Origin of the sequence: Streptomyces avidinii, from assembly GCF_014650695.1 — a bacterium.
In the GTDB taxonomy this organism is placed as follows: Bacteria; Actinomycetota; Actinomycetes; order Streptomycetales; family Streptomycetaceae; genus Streptomyces; species Streptomyces avidinii.
In genome coordinates, this window is the sequence record NZ_BMVL01000010.1 from 280,753 (window position 1) to 296,134 (window position 15,382).

Genomic DNA, 15,382 nt, shown 5'->3' on the forward strand with positions numbered 1-15,382 from the left:
CCCACCGCGTTCCGGGTACGCGCCCCATCGGCCCGGGGGGTGTCACCGCCCGAGAATCGGGCCATGACCTCACACACCACGTCGGCCCGCATCGCCCGCACCACCGTCGCCGCCCTCGGAACCGGCCTCCTGCTGGCCGGCTGCTCCCTCCCGGACGGCCTCAATGACCGCGCGCGCCGGACGGCGACCGCCGACGCCACGGTCACCGAGGCGGTCACCGCGGTGCGGGTGACGCAGGCCCGGGCCGGCTCGATCGAGGTCACCCCCGGGACCGGCCCCGGCGTCACGATCCGCCGCACCGTCCACTACGGCGAGGGCGCCGCCCCGACGCCCGGCCAGCAGGTCGCCGGCGGCGTACTGACCTTCACCGACGGCTGCTCCGCGGACTGCTACGTCGACTACCGCCTGGAGGTCCCGGCCAACGCCACGGTCGAGCTGGAGAGCACCAGCGGCGGGATCTCGGTGACGGGCGTGGCGGCGGCCGCGGTGACGGCCACCTCCGGCACGGTCAGGGCCGACCGGATCGGCGGCCCGCTGAAGGTCCGCACCACCTCCGGCGACGTCACCGCCACCGGCCTGTCCGCCGCGAGCGCCGACGTCCGCTCCTCCTCGGGCGACGCCCGCCTGGACTTCGCCGGCGCCCCGTCCTCGGTGCTCGCCGAGACCACCTCCGGCAACGTCACCCTGAAGGTCCCCCGGGCCCCGTACCGGCTCGCGGTCTCCACCACCTCCGGCGATCGCGACATCACCCTCCCCGACGACGCCTCGGCCCCCTCCAGCCTCTCGGCGAAGACCACGTCGGGCGACGTCCGCATCTCTGCCGTCTGACGCGTTCGCCCCGGGCGAACGGCGTTGGGGGAACATCGGGCGGCGCACATGCATTGAGTCGGCGTAGCTCAACTTCACTGCCGGAGGGAAGATCATGGCTTCGACGTCCGCCACACTCACTCTGCCCGTGCTGCCGCTCGACGACGAGGTCGTGCTGCCCGGAATGGTCGTTCCGCTGGACCTCTCCGACGCCGAGGTGCGCGCCGCCGTCGAGGCCGCGCAGGCCGCCGCCGGAAAGAACGGCAGCGGGAAGCCCCGGGTGCTGCTCGTGCCGCGCATCGACGGGAAGTACGCCGCGACCGGTGTGCTCGGGACCGTCGAGCAGGTCGGCCGGCTCTCCGGCGGCGACCCCGGCGCCCTCATCCGCGGCCTCGGCCGGGTCCGTATCGGCGCCGGGACCACCGGGCCCGGCGCGGCCCTCTGGGTCGAGGGCGAGACCGTCGACGAGGCGGTGCCCGATCCGCTGCCCGGAGCGGTCGCCGAGCTCGTCAAGGAGTACAAGGCGCTCGCCACCAGCTGGCTCAAGAAGCGCGGCGCCTGGCAGGTCGTGGACCGGGTCCAGCAGATCGAAGGCGTCTCCGCACTCGCCGACAACTCGGGCTACTCGCCCTTCCTGACGGTCGAGCAGAAGGTGGAACTGCTGGAGACCGCCGACCCGGTCGCCCGCCTCAAGCTCGCGATCAAGGCCCTCAGCGACCACCTCGCCGAGCAGGACGTGGCCGAGTCCATCGCCAAGGACGTCCAGGACGGCGTCGACAAGCAGCAGCGCGAGTTCCTGCTGCGGCGCCAGCTGGAGGCCGTGCGCAAGGAACTGCGGGAGATCAACGGGGAGAAGGACGGTGAGGAGTCCGACGACTACCGGGCCCGCGTCGAGGCCGCCGACCTCCCCGAGAACGTACGGGAGGCCGCGCTCAAGGAGGTCGACAAGCTGGAGCGGTCCAGCGACCAGAGCCCGGAGGGGTCCTGGATCCGGACCTGGCTGGACACTGTGCTGGAACTGCCCTGGAACGAGCGCACCGAGGACGAGTACGACATCCGCGGAGCCCGGGCGGTGCTCGACGCCGAGCACGCGGGCCTCAGCGACGTGAAGGACCGCATCACCGAGTACCTCGCCGTCCGCAAGCGGCGCAGCGAGCGCGGCATGGGCGTCATCGGCGGGCGGCGCGGCGGGGCCGTGCTCGCGCTCGTCGGGCCGCCCGGGGTCGGCAAGACCTCGTTGGGCGAGTCCGTGGCGCACGCCATGGGCCGCAAGTTCGTCCGCGTCGCGCTCGGCGGCGTACGGGACGAGGCCGAGATCCGCGGCCACCGCAGGACCTACGTCGGCGCCCTGCCCGGCCGGATCGTCCGGGCCATCAAGGAGGCCGGGTCGCTGAACCCGGTGGTCCTCCTCGACGAGATCGACAAGGTGGGCTCCGACTTCCGGGGCGACCCGGCGGCCGCCCTGCTGGAGGTCCTGGACCCGGCGCAGAACCACACCTTCCGCGACCACTACCTGGAGGTGGAGCTGGACCTCAGCGACGTCGTCTTCCTGGCCACCGCCAACGTCCTGGAGGCCATCCCCGAGGCCCTGGCCGACCGGATGGAGCTCGTCCGCCTGGACGGGTACACCGAGGACGAGAAGGTCGTCATCGCCCGCGACCACCTGCTGCCGCGCCAGCTGGAGCGCGCCGGGCTCGGCTCGGACGAGGTGGTCCTGCAGGAGGACGCGCTGCGCAGGCTGGCCGGCGAGTACACCCGCGAGGCGGGCGTACGCACCCTGGAGCGGTCCATCGCCCGCCTGCTGCGCAAGGTCGCCTCGCAGCACGAGCTGGGGGAGCGGGAGCTGCCCCTGAGCATCGGGGCGGACGACCTGCGGGGGCTGATCGGGCGCCCGCACCACGTACCGGAGTCCGCCCAGGACCCGGCCGAGCGGCGCACCGCCGTGCCCGGCGTGGCCACCGGCCTCGCGGTCACCGGCGCGGGCGGCGACGTGCTGTTCGTGGAGGCCTCGCTGGCCGACCCGGAGACGGGCGCGGCCGGCCTGACCCTCACCGGCCAGCTCGGCGACGTCATGAAGGAGTCGGCGCAGATCGCGCTGAGCTTCCTGCGCTCGCACGGCGCGGAACTGGAACTCCCGGTCGCCGACCTGAAGGACCGGGGCGTGCACATCCACTTCCCGGCGGGCGCCGTGCCCAAGGACGGCCCGAGTGCGGGCATCACCATGACCACCGCGCTCGCCTCGCTGCTCTCCGGGCGACAGGTGCGCACGGACGTGGCCATGACCGGTGAGGTCTCGCTGACCGGGCGGGTCCTGCCGATCGGCGGCGTGAAGCAGAAGCTGCTCGCCGCGCACCGGGCCGGGCTGACCACGGTCATCATTCCGAAGCGGAACGAGGCCGACCTGGACGACGTCCCGGCGGAGGTGCTGGAGGGGCTGGAGGTGCACCCCGTGACGGACGTGCGCCAGGTCCTGGAGCTCGCCCTCGCCCGGGACGAGGCTCCGGTCGTCGCCGCCGCCTGACAGCGGCGCCCGAACCGCGCCCGAACCGCGCCCGACCCCCGCGTACGGCGACCGCACACGGCCCGGTACCCCGCTCCGGCGGGGTACCGGGCCGTCGGCCCACCCCCTGCGAAATACTGGTCCCGCACCCACCGAGGTGCCGGACGCCATCGAAGGAGCAGGACGTGCACGGGAGTGAAGACCAGGAGTTCCTTGCCCTGGAGCGGGAGCTGTCCGTCTTCCTCCGGCGGGCCCGCGCCTCGTCCGGCGAGATGGCCCGCGAGCTCCACCCCGAGCTGGAGCCGGCCGCGTACGGGCTCCTCGTACGCCTGGAGGCGGCCGGCCGGCAGCGGGCCACCGAGCTCGCCGCCTACTTCGGGGTCGGCAAGGCCACCATGAGCCGGCAGCTGCGGGCCCTGGAGGTGCTGGGCCTGGTGGCCCGCGAGCCGGACCCCGCCGACGGCCGGGCCTCCCTGGTCGGCCTCACCGAGGAGGGCCGGGAACGGTTCCTGCGGGTCCGGGGGGCCCGGCGCGAGCAGTACATGCGCAAGCTCGCCGACTGGGACCGCGGCGAGGTGGCGGAACTGGCCCGGCTGCTGAACCAGTTGAACGCGGGCGCGGAGTAGGACCCCTGGGCGCGGGGCGGCCGGGCGGCCGGGCGGCGCGAGCCGCTCACAGCTCCGCGTAGACCGCCGAGGCGTCGTCGTGCCGCTTGTACCGGGCCGCCGGCCGGGCCGGGTCGGACTCCACGGCGCGCACCCGGTCGATCAGGCCCTGCGCACCCTCCTTCCGCAGCACCGCCAGGCACTGCGTCCAGTCGCCCTCCCCGAAGGTGTCCGTCCACCGGCTCGCCCCGTCCGTGAGCGCGGCCACCGCCCGCACCCGCCCGCGCGGGGTGCGCCCGGTCACCGCCCGGGCCGCCACCGCCGGGTCCGCGGCCGCCGTGAAGAAGCCGCCCTCCGCGTTCCGCAGCGCGTCCGTCGCGGCCACCGAGCCCAGCACCTCCCGGGGGATCCGGTCCAGCCGGTCGTCGAGCACCGCCGTCACCTCGCCCCCGGGCGCCTCCAGGAGCAGTACGGAGTCGGAGAGGACGAGGTGCTCCACGTACTGCGCGTCCCAGCGGACCACCACGACCGTCGCCTGCGGGGTGCGTACGTGAGAAAGGTCACAGGTGTCGCGGTGGGCCTCGGCCGTGGCGCGGACGGATTCGGCCAGAACCTGATCGAGCGGCATGTCCCGCCGCGATCCGGACAGTTCGGTCAACCGGCCGCCGAGCCGGGCCGCGAACCAGGGCACTCCGTGCACGCATCCGTCGTCGCCGCCCGGCGGCGTGACCCCGTCCAGAACGACCAGGACACCGCCGCCCGAAGCAGGGATCGCGGCCGATACCCAGTCCTCATTGGGGCGTTCCTGGTGGCCGGGGGCCGAGGCGAGGTCGATGCGCATACCGGCATTCTGCCGCGCGAGGGGCGGGGAGCGCGGGAAGGTCCGTACCGGAACGGGTGCGGAGCGGCGGCGCGCAGACACGCCTCCCGGATGCGGGGCGCGGCGGCTGCGGCCCCGGGGCGCTCCTGTGGGCGGGCATCCTGCCAAAGCCCGTATCGATCTTTCAACCACCTGTCCATGGCAGTGCCCTGACACGGGGTGCCCGAGTTGGTCGGCAACTCATCCGTGATGTTCACTCGTTCGAGTGGCCGGGTGGGCGATGTGCGGCTCTCTCCCCAACACGCTGCAAAGGTCTGAGGCGGTACGAGGGGGCAGGGGGCGTTTACTTGTTGACCGGCCGTTACCTCGGCCACACGAGTAGACGAGCAAGAGCACACGTACAGGATTGCGAGCACCGGTGCAGAAGAAGCGGTCTCGGAAGAACGGCACCGCCGCCGACGGCCCGGCCCCCGCAGGACGCCGCGTCCGCGTGCGCCGCAGGCTGGTCATCGGCGTTGCCGTCGCCGGCCTCACCGTCCTCGCGGCAGGCGCGCCCGCCGTCGTCTCCGCGTCGAGGGAACTGAACGACTCCCAGCGCCTGGTCACCCTCGCGGAACAGACCCGGCAGACCCTCACCCTCGCGCACCTCCTCGCCGACGAGCGAGACGCCGTCGTCGAGTACGCCGCCAAGGGGCGCCCCGGCTCCGCCAAGGCGCCCGTCCAGGAGCGCACCGCCCGGACCGATCGGCAGCTCGCCGAGGTCCAGGCCGAGGCCGACGAGGCGACCGCCCGCACCCTTGCGCGCGTCGGGACCGTCCGCGGCGAGGCCGTCGACGGCAAGGGCAGCGCCCTCGCCGCCCACCAGGCCTACGGCGCGGTCATCGCGGAACTCCTCGCCCCGGGCGACCGGCTCGCCGAACTGACCCCGCCGCGCGCCGGGGACGCCCTCGCCACCACCCGTCCGCTGGCCCCGCTGGGCCAGGCCGTGGAACAGGCCTCGGCCACCCGTGGACTGCTACTCGCCGCCCTGGCCGTCCCCCGCGGCGAGCAGCTCCCCAACTCGGCCGTGGTCGACGAACTCACCACCGCCGCCCAGCGGGCCCGCGTACGGGAACAGGCCGCCCTCGACGACTTCGCACGGGCCGCGCGCCCCGACATGCGCCAGACCCTTGCCGCCACGGTCACCGGCCCCGAGGTCAAGACCGCAGACGACTTCCTCAAGCGGCTCACCGAGCGGCCCACCCTGAGCACGCCCGACCGCAAGACCGACGGGGCCGCCGTCGCCAGCGCGCTGACCGCACGCATCGACCGCATGCGGACCGTGGAGGCCACCCTCGCGGGTGAACGGGCCACCGCGCTGGCCACCCTGCGCGACGACGACGTGACCCGGCTCGAAATCGTGATCGCCCTGCTGGGCCTGCTGTTCCTGGTCGCCGTCGGCGTCTCGACCGCCGTGGCCCGGTCGTTGACCCGACCGCTGTCGGTCCTGCGCCGCGGCGCGCAGCGGCTGGCGACGCCGGAGGGCTCCGTGGAACCGGTGCGGTTCACGGGCCGCAACGACGAGTTCGCCGAGGTCGTGCGCCACCTCAACGCGGTGCGCGACCAGACGGTCTCCCTGCACACCCGGATCGCCGGTCTCGACGCCGACCGCCGCCGGATCATCGGCCGCAACGAGGCGCTCGCCGCCGGCCGGGACGTGCTGGAGGAGGAGCTGACGAAGCTGCGGGCGGGGCTGGAGGAGCACCGGCGCATCATGTCGACGACCTCCGTCTCGCTGTCGCTGCGGACCCTGGGCCTGGTGGAACGCCAGCTCGTGGTCATCGAGGAGCTGGAGTCCAAGGAACAGGACCCGGACCGGCTCGCGACCCTCTTCAAGCTGGACCACCTGGCGACCGTGATGCGCCGCCACAACGAGAACCTGCTGGTCCTCGCCGGGCAGGAACACGGCCACGGGCAGGGCCTGCCGGTGCCGCTCGTGGACGTCATGCGGGCCGCCGTCAGCGAGATCGAGCGCTACGAACGCGTCGACCTCGCCGCGCTGCCCTCGTACACCCAGGTTGCGGGGCATGCGGCCGACGACATCTCGCACGTGCTGGCCGAGCTGCTGGAGAACGCGACCACGTTCTCGCCGCCGGACATCAAGGTGAAGGTGTCCGGCCGGCTCCTGGACTCCGGAGACGTGGTGCTGTCCGTCGTGGACGAGGGCATCGGCGTCACCGGCGACCGGCTGGAGGCGCTGAACACCCGGCTGTCCACGCCCGAGGCCTACGACGAGGAGCCCGAGGTGGAGCACGGCCTCGGCCTCGGCCTGTACGTGGCCGGGCGGCTCGCGGCCCGGCACGGGGTCACCGCGGAGCTGCGCGCCCCGCGGCACGGCGGGACCGAGGCCCTCGTGGTCGTCCCGGCGGCGCTGCTGCCCGCCGCCCCGGCGGTCTCCCCGGTGCACGCCCTGGCCACGCCGGGCGGACCCGCGCTGCGGCTGCCCGGCGTGATAGCGGAGGCGAACGAGAACACGCTGCCGACGCGGCGCCGGGGGGCGCACGCGGCCCCGGACGCGGAGGCTGTCGCCGACCCGGACCCGGACCCGGACCCGGAGCCGGACCCGGAGCCGGACCCGGAGCCGGACCCGGAGCCGGAGCCGGAGCCGGAGCCGGAGTCGGAGCAGGCGGTTGTGGCCGACCCGGAGCCCGAGCCGGCCGCGGAGCAGGAGCCCGCCGCCGCGGCGGTCCCGATCACCCTGGCCGAGGCGCTGGCCGGCCCCGCCGTCGTGGCCGAGGCACCGGCGGAGGAGGCACCGGCGGAGCCGGAATCCGTGCCCGCCGAGGCGGAACCGGCTGCCGCCGCGCCCGCCGCGGCCGGACTGCCGCCCGCCGAACAGGTGTTCGTGGCCGCGCCCCCGGCAGGGGACGGGCCCACTCCCGAGGAGCAGCTGCTCGCGCGGGTCGTCCCCGACGTCGAGCCGGACGCCTTCGGGGTGCCGGACCCCGCCGAGGAGATCCCGGCCGCGCCGCACGACACCGCGCCCGTGGTCGACGTACGGGAAACCGAACCGCAGGCGGAGCCGCACACCCACGCCCCGGCCGAGGGCAACTGGCTCCCCCGCCAGGGCAGTCACCCTGCCGACCCGGCCGAGGGCGGCGGAGCCGTCACCGGCAAGGGCCTGCCGAAGCGGACCCCGCGCGCCGTCCCCGCCAAGCCCGCCGCCCGCGACGACGGGCCGCCCGAGCCGCCGCGCCGGGTCGACGCCGAGGAACTGCGGCGCCGGCTCGGGGGCTTCTACCAGGGAGCCCAGGACGGACGGCGCGTCGTCGCCGCCGAACTCGCGCAGGACCAGGCCCTCGACCAGGGGCAGACGCAGACGCAGAGGCAGGACCAGAGCAAGACCGACCGGGGGGACACCGCACAGGAGGCACGCACATGACCGCGCCCAGTACGTACGGACTGAGCACCCAGGCCCGCAACCTGCAGTGGCTGCTGACCGACCTCGTCGAGGAGGTGCCCGGCGTCAACTCCGTCGCCGTCGTCTCCTCGGACGGGTTGCTGCTCCTGTCCTCCGACCCGGGAGCGGGCGCGGTCGAGCCGCCCGCCGAGCCCCGGGCCAAGGGCCCGCGCGGTGCGTCCGCCGACCTGGCCACCATCGTCTCCGGCCTCGGCAGCCTCACCACCGGCGCAGCCGCCCTCATGGACACCGGCGCGGTCAAGCAGACGATGGTCGCGATGGAGCACGGCTCGGTCTTCGTCATGGCCATCAGCGACGGCTCACTGCTGGGCGTGCACGCCACCCCCGACTGCGACATGAGCGTCGTCGCCTACCACATGGCCCTGTTCGTCGGCCGCGCCGGCCACGTACTGACCCCCGAAGTCCGCAGTGAGCTGCGCCAGTCGATGGAGAACACCCCGTGAGGAGTACGGCCTCCGACCGGCTGCCGATACGCGGAGCCGACCGCCGCCCCGCCCGCGTCCGCCCGTACTCCCTCACGGGCGGCCGCACCCGCTTCACGCACGTCCTGCTCGTCGAGACGTTCGTCGCCGCCCTGGACACGAAGGTCTCGGAGCCGCAGAAGCCCGACCGCATGCCCGAGATGCCCGCCATCGTCGAGGTCTGCCGCCGCATGCGGACGATCGCCGAGATCGCCGCCCTGCTCAAGCTGCCGCTCGGCGTGGTGCGCGTCCTGGTCAGCGACCTCGCCGACCAGGGCCGGATCCGCGTCTACGGAACGGGCCACGGCACCGGCCGTCCCGAGCGCGCGCTGCTGGAAAGGGTGCTCAGTGGTCTTCGCCGTCTCTGACACCCCGGTGTTCCTGCCGCAGTCGGACGACGACGAGCCGGTCCAGCCCTGGCAGTACGACCGCTCCCGCGCACCCGTCGCCGTCAAGGTGCTGGTCGCGGGCGGCTTCGGCGTCGGCAAGACCACCTTCGTCTCCTCCGTCTCCGAGATCACCCCGCTGCGTACCGAGGCGGTGATGACACAGGCCGGCGTCCCGACCGACGATCTGTCCGGCACCCCGGACAAGAGCACCACCACCGTCGCCATGGACTTCGGCCGCGTCACCCTCGACGACGACCTCGTCCTCTACGTGTACGGGACCCCGGGTCAGAAGCGGTTCTGGTTCATGTGGGACGACCTGGTGCGCGGCGCCATCGGCGGTCTCGTGCTGGCCGACACCCGCCGCCTGCGCGACTGCTTCCCGGCCCTCGACTACTTCGAGAGCTGCGGGCTCCCGTACGCCGTCGCCGTCAACCACTTCGACGGCTCGCAGTCGTACGAGCCCGAGGACGTGCGCGAGGCGCTCAGCGTCCCGCCCCACGTACCGGTCGTGATCATGGACGCGCGGCGCCGCGACACGGTGGTCGAATCCCTCCTCGCCCTGGTGGGCCACGCCCTCGACACCACGCCCGAATAGAGCACCCCCGAACAGAGAACGTGAGAGATGCGCAAGATACTTGTCGTGGGGGCCGGCCAGTCCGGTCTCCAGCTCGCCCTCGGACTCCAGTCGAAGGGGTACGAGGTCACCCTCATGTCCAACCGGACGGCGGACGAGATCCGCACCGGGCGGGTCATGTCCACGCAGTGCATGTTCGACTCGGCACTGCAGCACGAGCGCGACCTGCAGATCAACTTCTGGGAGCAGCAGGCCCCGAAGATCGAGGGCCTCGGCGTCTCCGTCGCCGCCCCCGACGCCGGCCGCGCCGTCGACTGGCTGGGCCGGCTCAAGGGGTACGCGCAGTCCGTCGACCAGCGCGTGAAGATGGCCGGCTGGCTCGACACCTTCGTGCAGCGGGGCGGGCAGCTGGTCATCCACGGGGCCTCGGTCGCCGACCTCGACTTCTTCTCCCGCACGTACGACCTGGTGCTGGTCGCCGCCGGCAAGGGCGAGCTCGTCTCGATGTTCGGGCGGGACGCGGCACGTTCCCCCTACGACGCCCCGCAGCGCGCGCTGGCCGTCGCCTACGTGCACGGCCTCGGCCCCCGCCCGGAGCACCCGGAGACGGAGGCGGTCCGCTGCAACCTGGTCCCGGGCGTCGGCGAGCTGTTCGTCATGCCGACCCTGACCACCTCGGGCCGGGCCGACATCCTGTTCTGGGAGGGCGTCCCGGGCGGTCCCCTGGACGTCTTCAAGGGCGTCAAGGACCCGGCGGAGCACCTGGCGCTCACCCTGGAGCTGATGGAGACGTTCGTGCCGTGGGAGTACGCCCGGGCGACGAAGGTGGAGCTGACGGACGCGGGCGCCACGCTCGCCGGGCGGTACGCGCCGGTCGTCCGCAACCCGATCGGCCGCCTCCCGGGCGGCGGCCTGGTGCTGGGGGTCGCGGACGTGGTCGTCGCGAACGACCCGATCACCGGGCAGGGCTCGAACTCCGCGGCGAAGTGCGCGGCCTCGTACCTGTCGTCGATCCTGATGCACGGGGACAAGCCGTTCGACGAGGCGTGGATGAAGGCCACCTTCGACAAGTACTGGTTCACCACCGGCAAGCCGGTCACCCAGTGGACGAACGCCATGCTGGGCGTCCCGCCGGAGCACGTACTGAACCTGATCGGCGCGGCCGGGCAGCTCCAGCCGGTGGCGAACCGATTCGCCAACGGCTTCGACAACCCGGCCGACTTCGACGCGTACTTCTACGACCCCGAGGACGCGGCGGACTACCTGGCGGAGGTCGCCTCGTCCGCCGGAGCCCCCTCCGGGGCCTCTTCCGGGGCCTCCTCGGCGGAGTAGCCGGTGTCGTCCCCCGCCTGCGCCGCCGGTGCCTCCGGCAGCGCGGGCGGGGTGAACTCCGCGAGCGGGGCGCCGTCCGGGTCCGGGCGGACCGCCCCCAGCAGGGGGTTCGCGGCGATCGGCGAGACCTTGACCCGGGCCCCGGGCCGCGGCGCCTGGATCACCTTGCCGTCACCGACGTACAGGCCCACGTGCGTGGCCTTGGGGAAGTAGACCACCAGGTCCCCGGGCCGCAGCCGGTCCAGCGGCACCTTCGGCAGCCGGGCCCACTGCTCCTGACTGGTCCGCGGGATGGCGCGCCCGGCGTGCGCCCAGGCCTGCGAGGTCAGCCCGGAGCAGTCGAAGGACCCCGGCCCCTCGGCGCCCCAGACGTACGGCTTGCCGATCTGGGCCGCCGCGTAGGTGAGGGCCGCGCCGCCGGCCGCCGTGGGCGTGCCCGTACGGGTGGGGAGGCGGCCCGAGTCGACCAGGTCCCGCTGCGCGGCGGCGGTGTTCTCGGCCTCCTTCGCGCCGAGCCGGGTGAGCTGGTCCGGGGTCAGCGCGGAGAGCACCCGCTCGACCTCCTTGAGCTGCGCCGCGACCTCGTCCTGGTGGAGCTTCTGCCGCGCGGCCAGGGTCTGCCGGGCGTCCAGGGCCTTGCGGGCCCGGACGGCGAGCGCGTCGGCCTCCTTCTCGCCCCGCGCGAGCCGGGCCAGTACGGCCGCCCGCCGGGCGCCCTCGCGGGCGGCGAGCCGGCGCTGGTCCAGGGCCGCCTGCGGATTCCCGGCGAGCAGCATCCGGGCGTACGGGGACAGGCCCCGGCCGCCCTGGTACTGCTCCCGGGCCAGCCGCCCGGCGAGAGCCTTTTCGGAATCCAGAGCCGTACGGGCCCTGCCGAGGTCGGCGGTGCGCAGCCGCTCCTCGGCCTGTCCGGCCTTGAGGGCCACCTCGGTGGCGTTGTAGGCCTCGGTGGCCTCCTCGGCCTTCTGGTAGAGGCCCTGCAGGCGGGTGAGCAGCACCCCGACGGACTCCCCTTCGGGGAGCCCCGGCTCGGCGCCGGCCCCCGGGACGGGCCCGGCGACGAGGAGCGCTGCGGCGAGGCAGGCGGCGCGAAGCGGCCGATGTGACAGCCGACATGACATGGGATCACCTCCGAGGCGGCCGATGCTGCCACGCCCGGTATGACAAATCGCCCAACGGAGTCGGCCGGTCGGCGGGGGCCACCCGGTTGGCGGGCGTCGGTGGGGTGCGGGGCGGCTTCCGCGCACCGGCGCCCCGGCCACCCGATGCCCCGCCCGAGCGGATCCGCCCTCGCCTCGCCTCGCCTCGCCTCGCCCGCCTCACCTCACCCCGCGTCGCGCCTGCCTGATCCCGCGGTCGATCGCCCACGCGTCCGCCACCGCGCCCAGGTGGCCGAGCTTGTCCGGGTTGGCCACCGAGCGGATCGTGCGGATCCGGCCGTCGAGCAGCTCGAAGGACAGGACGTGGAGCACCCGGCCGTCCGCGTCGCGGGAGATCGCCCCCGGCTCGCCGTTGACGTCGTGCGCCTCGGAGGTGACGCCGACGCGGGGCATCAAGGGGAAGACCGAGGCGAGCAGACGGGCCACCTTGTCGGCGCCGGTGATGGCCTTGGCCAGCTGCGGGGCCCTGCCGCCGCTGTCCCCGACCAGTTGGGCGTCGGCCGCCAGCAGCTGCTGGAGCCCGCCGACGTCGCCGTCCTTCATCGCCTCCAGGAACCGCGTCGCCAGCTCCTGCCGCTCCGCACGGTCCGCCCGGAAGCGCGGCTGCCCGGCCTCCATGTGCCGCCGCGCCCGCACCAGTAGTTGCCGGCAGGCCGCCTCCGACCGGCCCACCGCGCCGGCGACCTCGTCGAAGCCGAAGGCGAAGACCTCCCGCAGGACGAACACCGAGCGTTCCAGCGGGCTGAGCCGCTCCAGGAGCAGCAGCGCCGCCATCGACACCGAGTCGGCCAGCTCCACCGACCGCGCCGGGTCCTGGTACGGGTCGTTCAGCAGCGGCTCGGGGAACCACGGACCGACGTACTCCTCCCGCCGGACCCGGGCGGAACGCAGGACGTCGATGGAGAGCCGGGTGATCGTCGTCGACAGGAAGGCCTTGGTCGACGTGGGCCGCGTCGCCGAGGCGTCGAAGCGCAGCCAGGTCTCCTGCACCGCGTCCTCGGCCTCGCTCACGCTGCTCAGGATCCGGTACGCGATCGAGAACAACAGTGGCCGCAGTTCCTCGAACTCCTCGACCTTGCTCATGCCGGCCTTCCTCCCCCTGGTCCCCGCCCCGCCCGGCCGTACCCGGTGGCCCGGACGGCCTGTGATGATCATCAGAGCATCCTCGGACGGGGGCAAGGGGATCTTGGTCAGTGGAACTGCCCGACCTCGTAGCTGCCGCCCGGCTGCTGGGTGATGAGGTTGATCCGGTTCGCCGTGTTCATCAGGGCGATCAGCAGCACCAGGGCGTTGAGCTGCTCCTCGTCGTAGTACTTGGCGGCCCGGGCCCACACCTCGTCGGGTACGCCGCCGGCCCCGTCCGCGGTCCGGGTGCCCTGCTCGGCCAGCTCCAGCGCGGCGCGCTCGGCCTCGGTGAAGACCGTGGCCTCCCGCCAGGCCGCGACCAGGTGCAGCCGTACCGCGGTCTCCCCGGCGGCGGTGGCCTCCTTGGTGTGCATGTCGATGCACACGGCGCAGCCGTTGATCTGGCTCACGCGCAGTGACACCAGTTCCTGCGTCGCGGCCGGCAGCGGCGACTCCTTGAGCGCCTTGCCGGCCGCCATGAAGTGCTTCAGGGCCCTGCCGGAGGTCGGGCTGGCGAACAGGTTCAGTCGCGGGTCCATGGTGTGCTCCTCGGTGGTTGTCGTCGACTACACCCTTGGGACGAGGCAGCCCGACGCCCTGTGACACGGGCGCGCACGGGAGCGCGTGTGACCTACGTCTCCTCGCTGCCGGGCCGTGCGAGGACCCGCCGGAGCCGGCGGGTACGGGCCTCGCGGGCGTCCCGGCTGAGGGCTGCCGCAGGGGCGAAGCTGTCGAAGCCGTGGTAGGCGCCGGGCCATACGTGCAGTTCGGCCTGGCCGCCGGCGTAGGCCACGTCCTCGTCCCTGAAGGTCTCGGCGGAGCCCACGTCGATGTAGGCCGGGGGAAGCCCGGACAGGTCCGTGGCGCGGTCGGGCGCCGCGTAGGGCGGCAGGTCCACGGCTTCGAACCGGTCACCGAGGGCGGCCTGCCACGCGGTGGTGTTGGACGTGCGGTCCCAGACGTCGATGCCGGCCATCTGGTGGCTGGAGAAGGTGCTGCCGCGGTCGTCGAGCATCGGGCACAGGAGCAGCTGGCCGATGGGCACGGGGCCGCCGCGGTCGCGGGTGAGCAGGGCGAGCGCCGCGGCGAGGCCGCCGCCCGTACGAGGCCGGCGTAGCAGTCCTCCACCGGTACGGGGTACGGGGCCCGGGGCGCCAGCCCGTACTCGACGGAGATGACGGCCAGCTTCAGCGGCAGGGCCCACTCGCGCAGCAACTGCGACACGCATGCGTCGGCGCTGGAGCCCTCGATGCGGAGCGCCGGGCCCGGAAGGCCCCGGGATCCGGGACCGGCTGACGCGGTTCAGCCGCGCAGGAGCCGGGCCTTGGCCGCCGTGAACTCCTGCGGGGTCAGCAGGCCCTCGCGGGCCAGGGCCGCCAGTTGGGTGAGCTCCCCGACCAGGCAGGCCGAGGGGGCCGGTTCGGCCGCGGGTCCGGCGTCCTGTGCGCGGCCGCCCGCGGGAAGCGCGGCGGCCGGCTCCGGCCCGGCGGGCTCCTCGGGCTCCGCGCGCCCCGGCGGGGCGCCCGGCGGGGGCCGGTCCGGGCCCACCGCGCCCGCCGTTTCCTGCACCGCCCCGGCCGCTCCTGCTCCCGCCGCCGTCGCCCGCGCCAGCAGGCCCCGCAGCAGTGGGTGGCCCGCCGGGCGGTTCGCCGGGTGGACCGTTACTCCCATCGGGCGGATGAACATCAGGCCACCCCCGCCGTCGGATCCGCCGGGACCCGGTCCCGCGGGATGCGGACCGACCCCACGATCCGGCCGCCCGCCGCCCGTACGGCAACCGCCGCGTCCTCGGCCCACACGTGCTCGACCACGAGCAGCAGCGCGCAGCTCCCGCGCTCCAGCAGCCCCGCCGCCTCCTGCACGTCCTCCGGCCCGATCAGCCGCGCCACGTCCCGGCCCGTCAGCAGGCCGTGCAGCTCCACGAACTCGTCGAACTCGGCCGCCAGCACGTCCCCCGACGCCGTCCTCGTCGCCACGATGCCGTCGATCAGCCGGACCACCCCGGTCTTGCGCAGCCCCATCACGGCCTCGACGGCCGGGGCCCGCAGCTGCTCCTCCGGGAAGGCGAGGACGATGAATTCCACAGGTCCCATACGCCTCGGCACCTCACTTTCGACACTTCCGACCGTTTGTGACGACTCTTCGGCAC

The 15,382-nt window shown here is 74.1% G+C and carries 14 protein-coding genes and 1 pseudogene; 8 read left to right on the plus strand and 7 right to left on the minus strand.

Annotated features, from left to right (window positions below; genetic code table 11):
• Positions 1-63 precede the first annotated feature (63 nt).
• The 3 genes from IE257_RS25980 (at position 64) to IE257_RS25990 (ending at position 3,933) form a co-directional block, all read left to right on the plus strand.
• Positions 64-828 (plus strand): DUF4097 family beta strand repeat-containing protein, encoded by a 765-nt coding sequence (locus IE257_RS25980; protein WP_189972330.1) that lies wholly within the window; start codon positions 64-66, stop codon positions 826-828.
• Positions 829-922: 94 nt separating this feature from the next.
• Positions 923-3,328 carry an endopeptidase La gene (lon, locus tag IE257_RS25985; RefSeq protein ID WP_189972331.1) on the plus strand — a complete coding sequence of 802 codons (2,406 nt, stop codon included), beginning with the start codon at positions 923-925 and terminating at the stop codon, positions 3,326-3,328.
• Positions 3,329-3,492: 164 nt separating this feature from the next.
• Entirely contained in the window at positions 3,493-3,933 is a 441-nt protein-coding gene (locus tag IE257_RS25990; protein WP_030013696.1) for a MarR family winged helix-turn-helix transcriptional regulator, read from the plus strand.
• A gap of 46 nt (positions 3,934-3,979) precedes the next feature.
• Here IE257_RS25990 and IE257_RS25995 read toward each other — a convergent pair whose 3' ends face one another.
• The gene (locus IE257_RS25995) at positions 3,980-4,753 is read right to left on the minus strand and encodes a protein phosphatase 2C domain-containing protein (RefSeq protein WP_189972332.1); all 774 of its coding nucleotides are present in this window, start codon (positions 4,751-4,753) and stop codon (positions 3,980-3,982) included.
• Positions 4,754-5,150: 397 nt separating this feature from the next.
• Here IE257_RS25995 and IE257_RS26000 point away from each other — a divergent pair, with 397 nt between their 5' ends.
• From IE257_RS26000 to IE257_RS26020, 5 genes are read left to right on the plus strand one after another with little or no spacing between them, the layout of a single operon-like run.
• Positions 5,151-8,153, plus strand: a complete 3,003-nt coding sequence (locus IE257_RS26000; protein ID WP_189972333.1) for a sensor histidine kinase — start codon at positions 5,151-5,153, stop codon at positions 8,151-8,153.
• Positions 8,150-8,635, plus strand: coding sequence for a roadblock/LC7 domain-containing protein (locus IE257_RS26005; RefSeq protein ID WP_189972334.1), 486 nt, complete (start codon positions 8,150-8,152; stop codon positions 8,633-8,635). The genes IE257_RS26000 and IE257_RS26005 overlap by 4 nt, the downstream gene beginning before the upstream one ends.
• Positions 8,632-9,021 carry a DUF742 domain-containing protein gene (locus IE257_RS26010; protein ID WP_189972335.1) on the plus strand — a complete coding sequence of 130 codons (390 nt, stop codon included), beginning with the start codon at positions 8,632-8,634 and terminating at the stop codon, positions 9,019-9,021. The genes IE257_RS26005 and IE257_RS26010 overlap by 4 nt, the downstream gene beginning before the upstream one ends.
• Entirely contained in the window at positions 9,002-9,637 is a 636-nt protein-coding gene (locus IE257_RS26015; RefSeq protein WP_189972336.1) for a GTP-binding protein, read from the plus strand. The genes IE257_RS26010 and IE257_RS26015 overlap by 20 nt, the downstream gene beginning before the upstream one ends.
• A gap of 27 nt (positions 9,638-9,664) precedes the next feature.
• On the plus strand, positions 9,665-10,948 hold the full coding sequence (locus tag IE257_RS26020) for a styrene monooxygenase/indole monooxygenase family protein (RefSeq protein WP_189972337.1): 1,284 nt from the start codon (positions 9,665-9,667) through the stop codon (positions 10,946-10,948).
• Here IE257_RS26020 and IE257_RS26025 read toward each other — a convergent pair.
• From IE257_RS26025 to IE257_RS26050, 6 genes and pseudogenes are all read right to left on the minus strand, one after another.
• The gene (locus IE257_RS26025; RefSeq protein WP_229920659.1) at positions 10,876-12,069 is read right to left on the minus strand and encodes a C40 family peptidase; all 1,194 of its coding nucleotides are present in this window, start codon (positions 12,067-12,069) and stop codon (positions 10,876-10,878) included. The genes IE257_RS26020 and IE257_RS26025 overlap by 73 nt on opposite strands.
• 198 nt (positions 12,070-12,267) lie before the next feature.
• Positions 12,268-13,191: an RNA polymerase sigma-70 factor gene (locus IE257_RS26030; protein ID WP_189972338.1), complete on the minus strand. Its 924-nt coding sequence runs from the start codon at positions 13,189-13,191 to the stop codon at positions 12,268-12,270.
• Between the two features lie 107 nt (positions 13,192-13,298).
• Positions 13,299-13,772 carry a carboxymuconolactone decarboxylase family protein gene (locus IE257_RS26035; protein WP_189972339.1) on the minus strand — a complete coding sequence of 158 codons (474 nt, stop codon included), beginning with the start codon at positions 13,770-13,772 and terminating at the stop codon, positions 13,299-13,301.
• Positions 13,773-13,864: 92 nt separating this feature from the next.
• Positions 13,865-14,448, minus strand: a pseudogene (locus tag IE257_RS26040) (alpha/beta hydrolase fold domain-containing protein); the annotation flags it as partial.
• An 87-nt stretch (positions 14,449-14,535) separates the two neighbouring features.
• Positions 14,536-14,919 (minus strand): SHOCT domain-containing protein, encoded by a 384-nt coding sequence (locus tag IE257_RS26045; protein ID WP_189972340.1) that lies wholly within the window; start codon positions 14,917-14,919, stop codon positions 14,536-14,538.
• Entirely contained in the window at positions 14,919-15,326 is a 408-nt protein-coding gene (locus tag IE257_RS26050) for a DUF6325 family protein (protein ID WP_189972341.1), read from the minus strand. Before IE257_RS26050 ends, IE257_RS26045 begins: the two co-directional genes overlap by 1 nt.
• Positions 15,327-15,382 lie beyond the last annotated feature (56 nt).

What these genes read in the sequence shown, in the direction of transcription:
- IE257_RS26025 (WP_229920659.1), bottom strand. Translation starts at nt 12,069, where the DNA reads ATGTCATGTCGGCTGTCACATCGGCCGCTTCGCGCCGCCTGCCTCGCC.
- IE257_RS26030 (WP_189972338.1), bottom strand. Translation starts at nt 13,191, where the DNA reads ATGAGCAAGGTCGAGGAGTTCGAGGAACTGCGGCCACTGTTGTTCTCG.
- lon (WP_189972331.1), top strand. Translation starts at nt 923, where the DNA reads ATGGCTTCGACGTCCGCCACACTCACTCTGCCCGTGCTGCCGCTCGAC.
- IE257_RS26050 (WP_189972341.1), bottom strand. Translation starts at nt 15,326, where the DNA reads ATGGGACCTGTGGAATTCATCGTCCTCGCCTTCCCGGAGGAGCAGCTG.
- IE257_RS26045 (WP_189972340.1), bottom strand. Translation starts at nt 14,919, where the DNA reads ATGTTCATCCGCCCGATGGGAGTAACGGTCCACCCGGCGAACCGCCCG.
- IE257_RS25995 (WP_189972332.1), bottom strand. Translation starts at nt 4,753, where the DNA reads ATGCGCATCGACCTCGCCTCGGCCCCCGGCCACCAGGAACGCCCCAAT.
- IE257_RS25980 (WP_189972330.1), top strand. Translation starts at nt 64, where the DNA reads ATGACCTCACACACCACGTCGGCCCGCATCGCCCGCACCACCGTCGCC.
- IE257_RS26035 (WP_189972339.1), bottom strand. Translation starts at nt 13,772, where the DNA reads ATGGACCCGCGACTGAACCTGTTCGCCAGCCCGACCTCCGGCAGGGCC.
- IE257_RS26020 (WP_189972337.1), top strand. Translation starts at nt 9,665, where the DNA reads ATGCGCAAGATACTTGTCGTGGGGGCCGGCCAGTCCGGTCTCCAGCTC.
- IE257_RS26005 (WP_189972334.1), top strand. Translation starts at nt 8,150, where the DNA reads ATGACCGCGCCCAGTACGTACGGACTGAGCACCCAGGCCCGCAACCTG.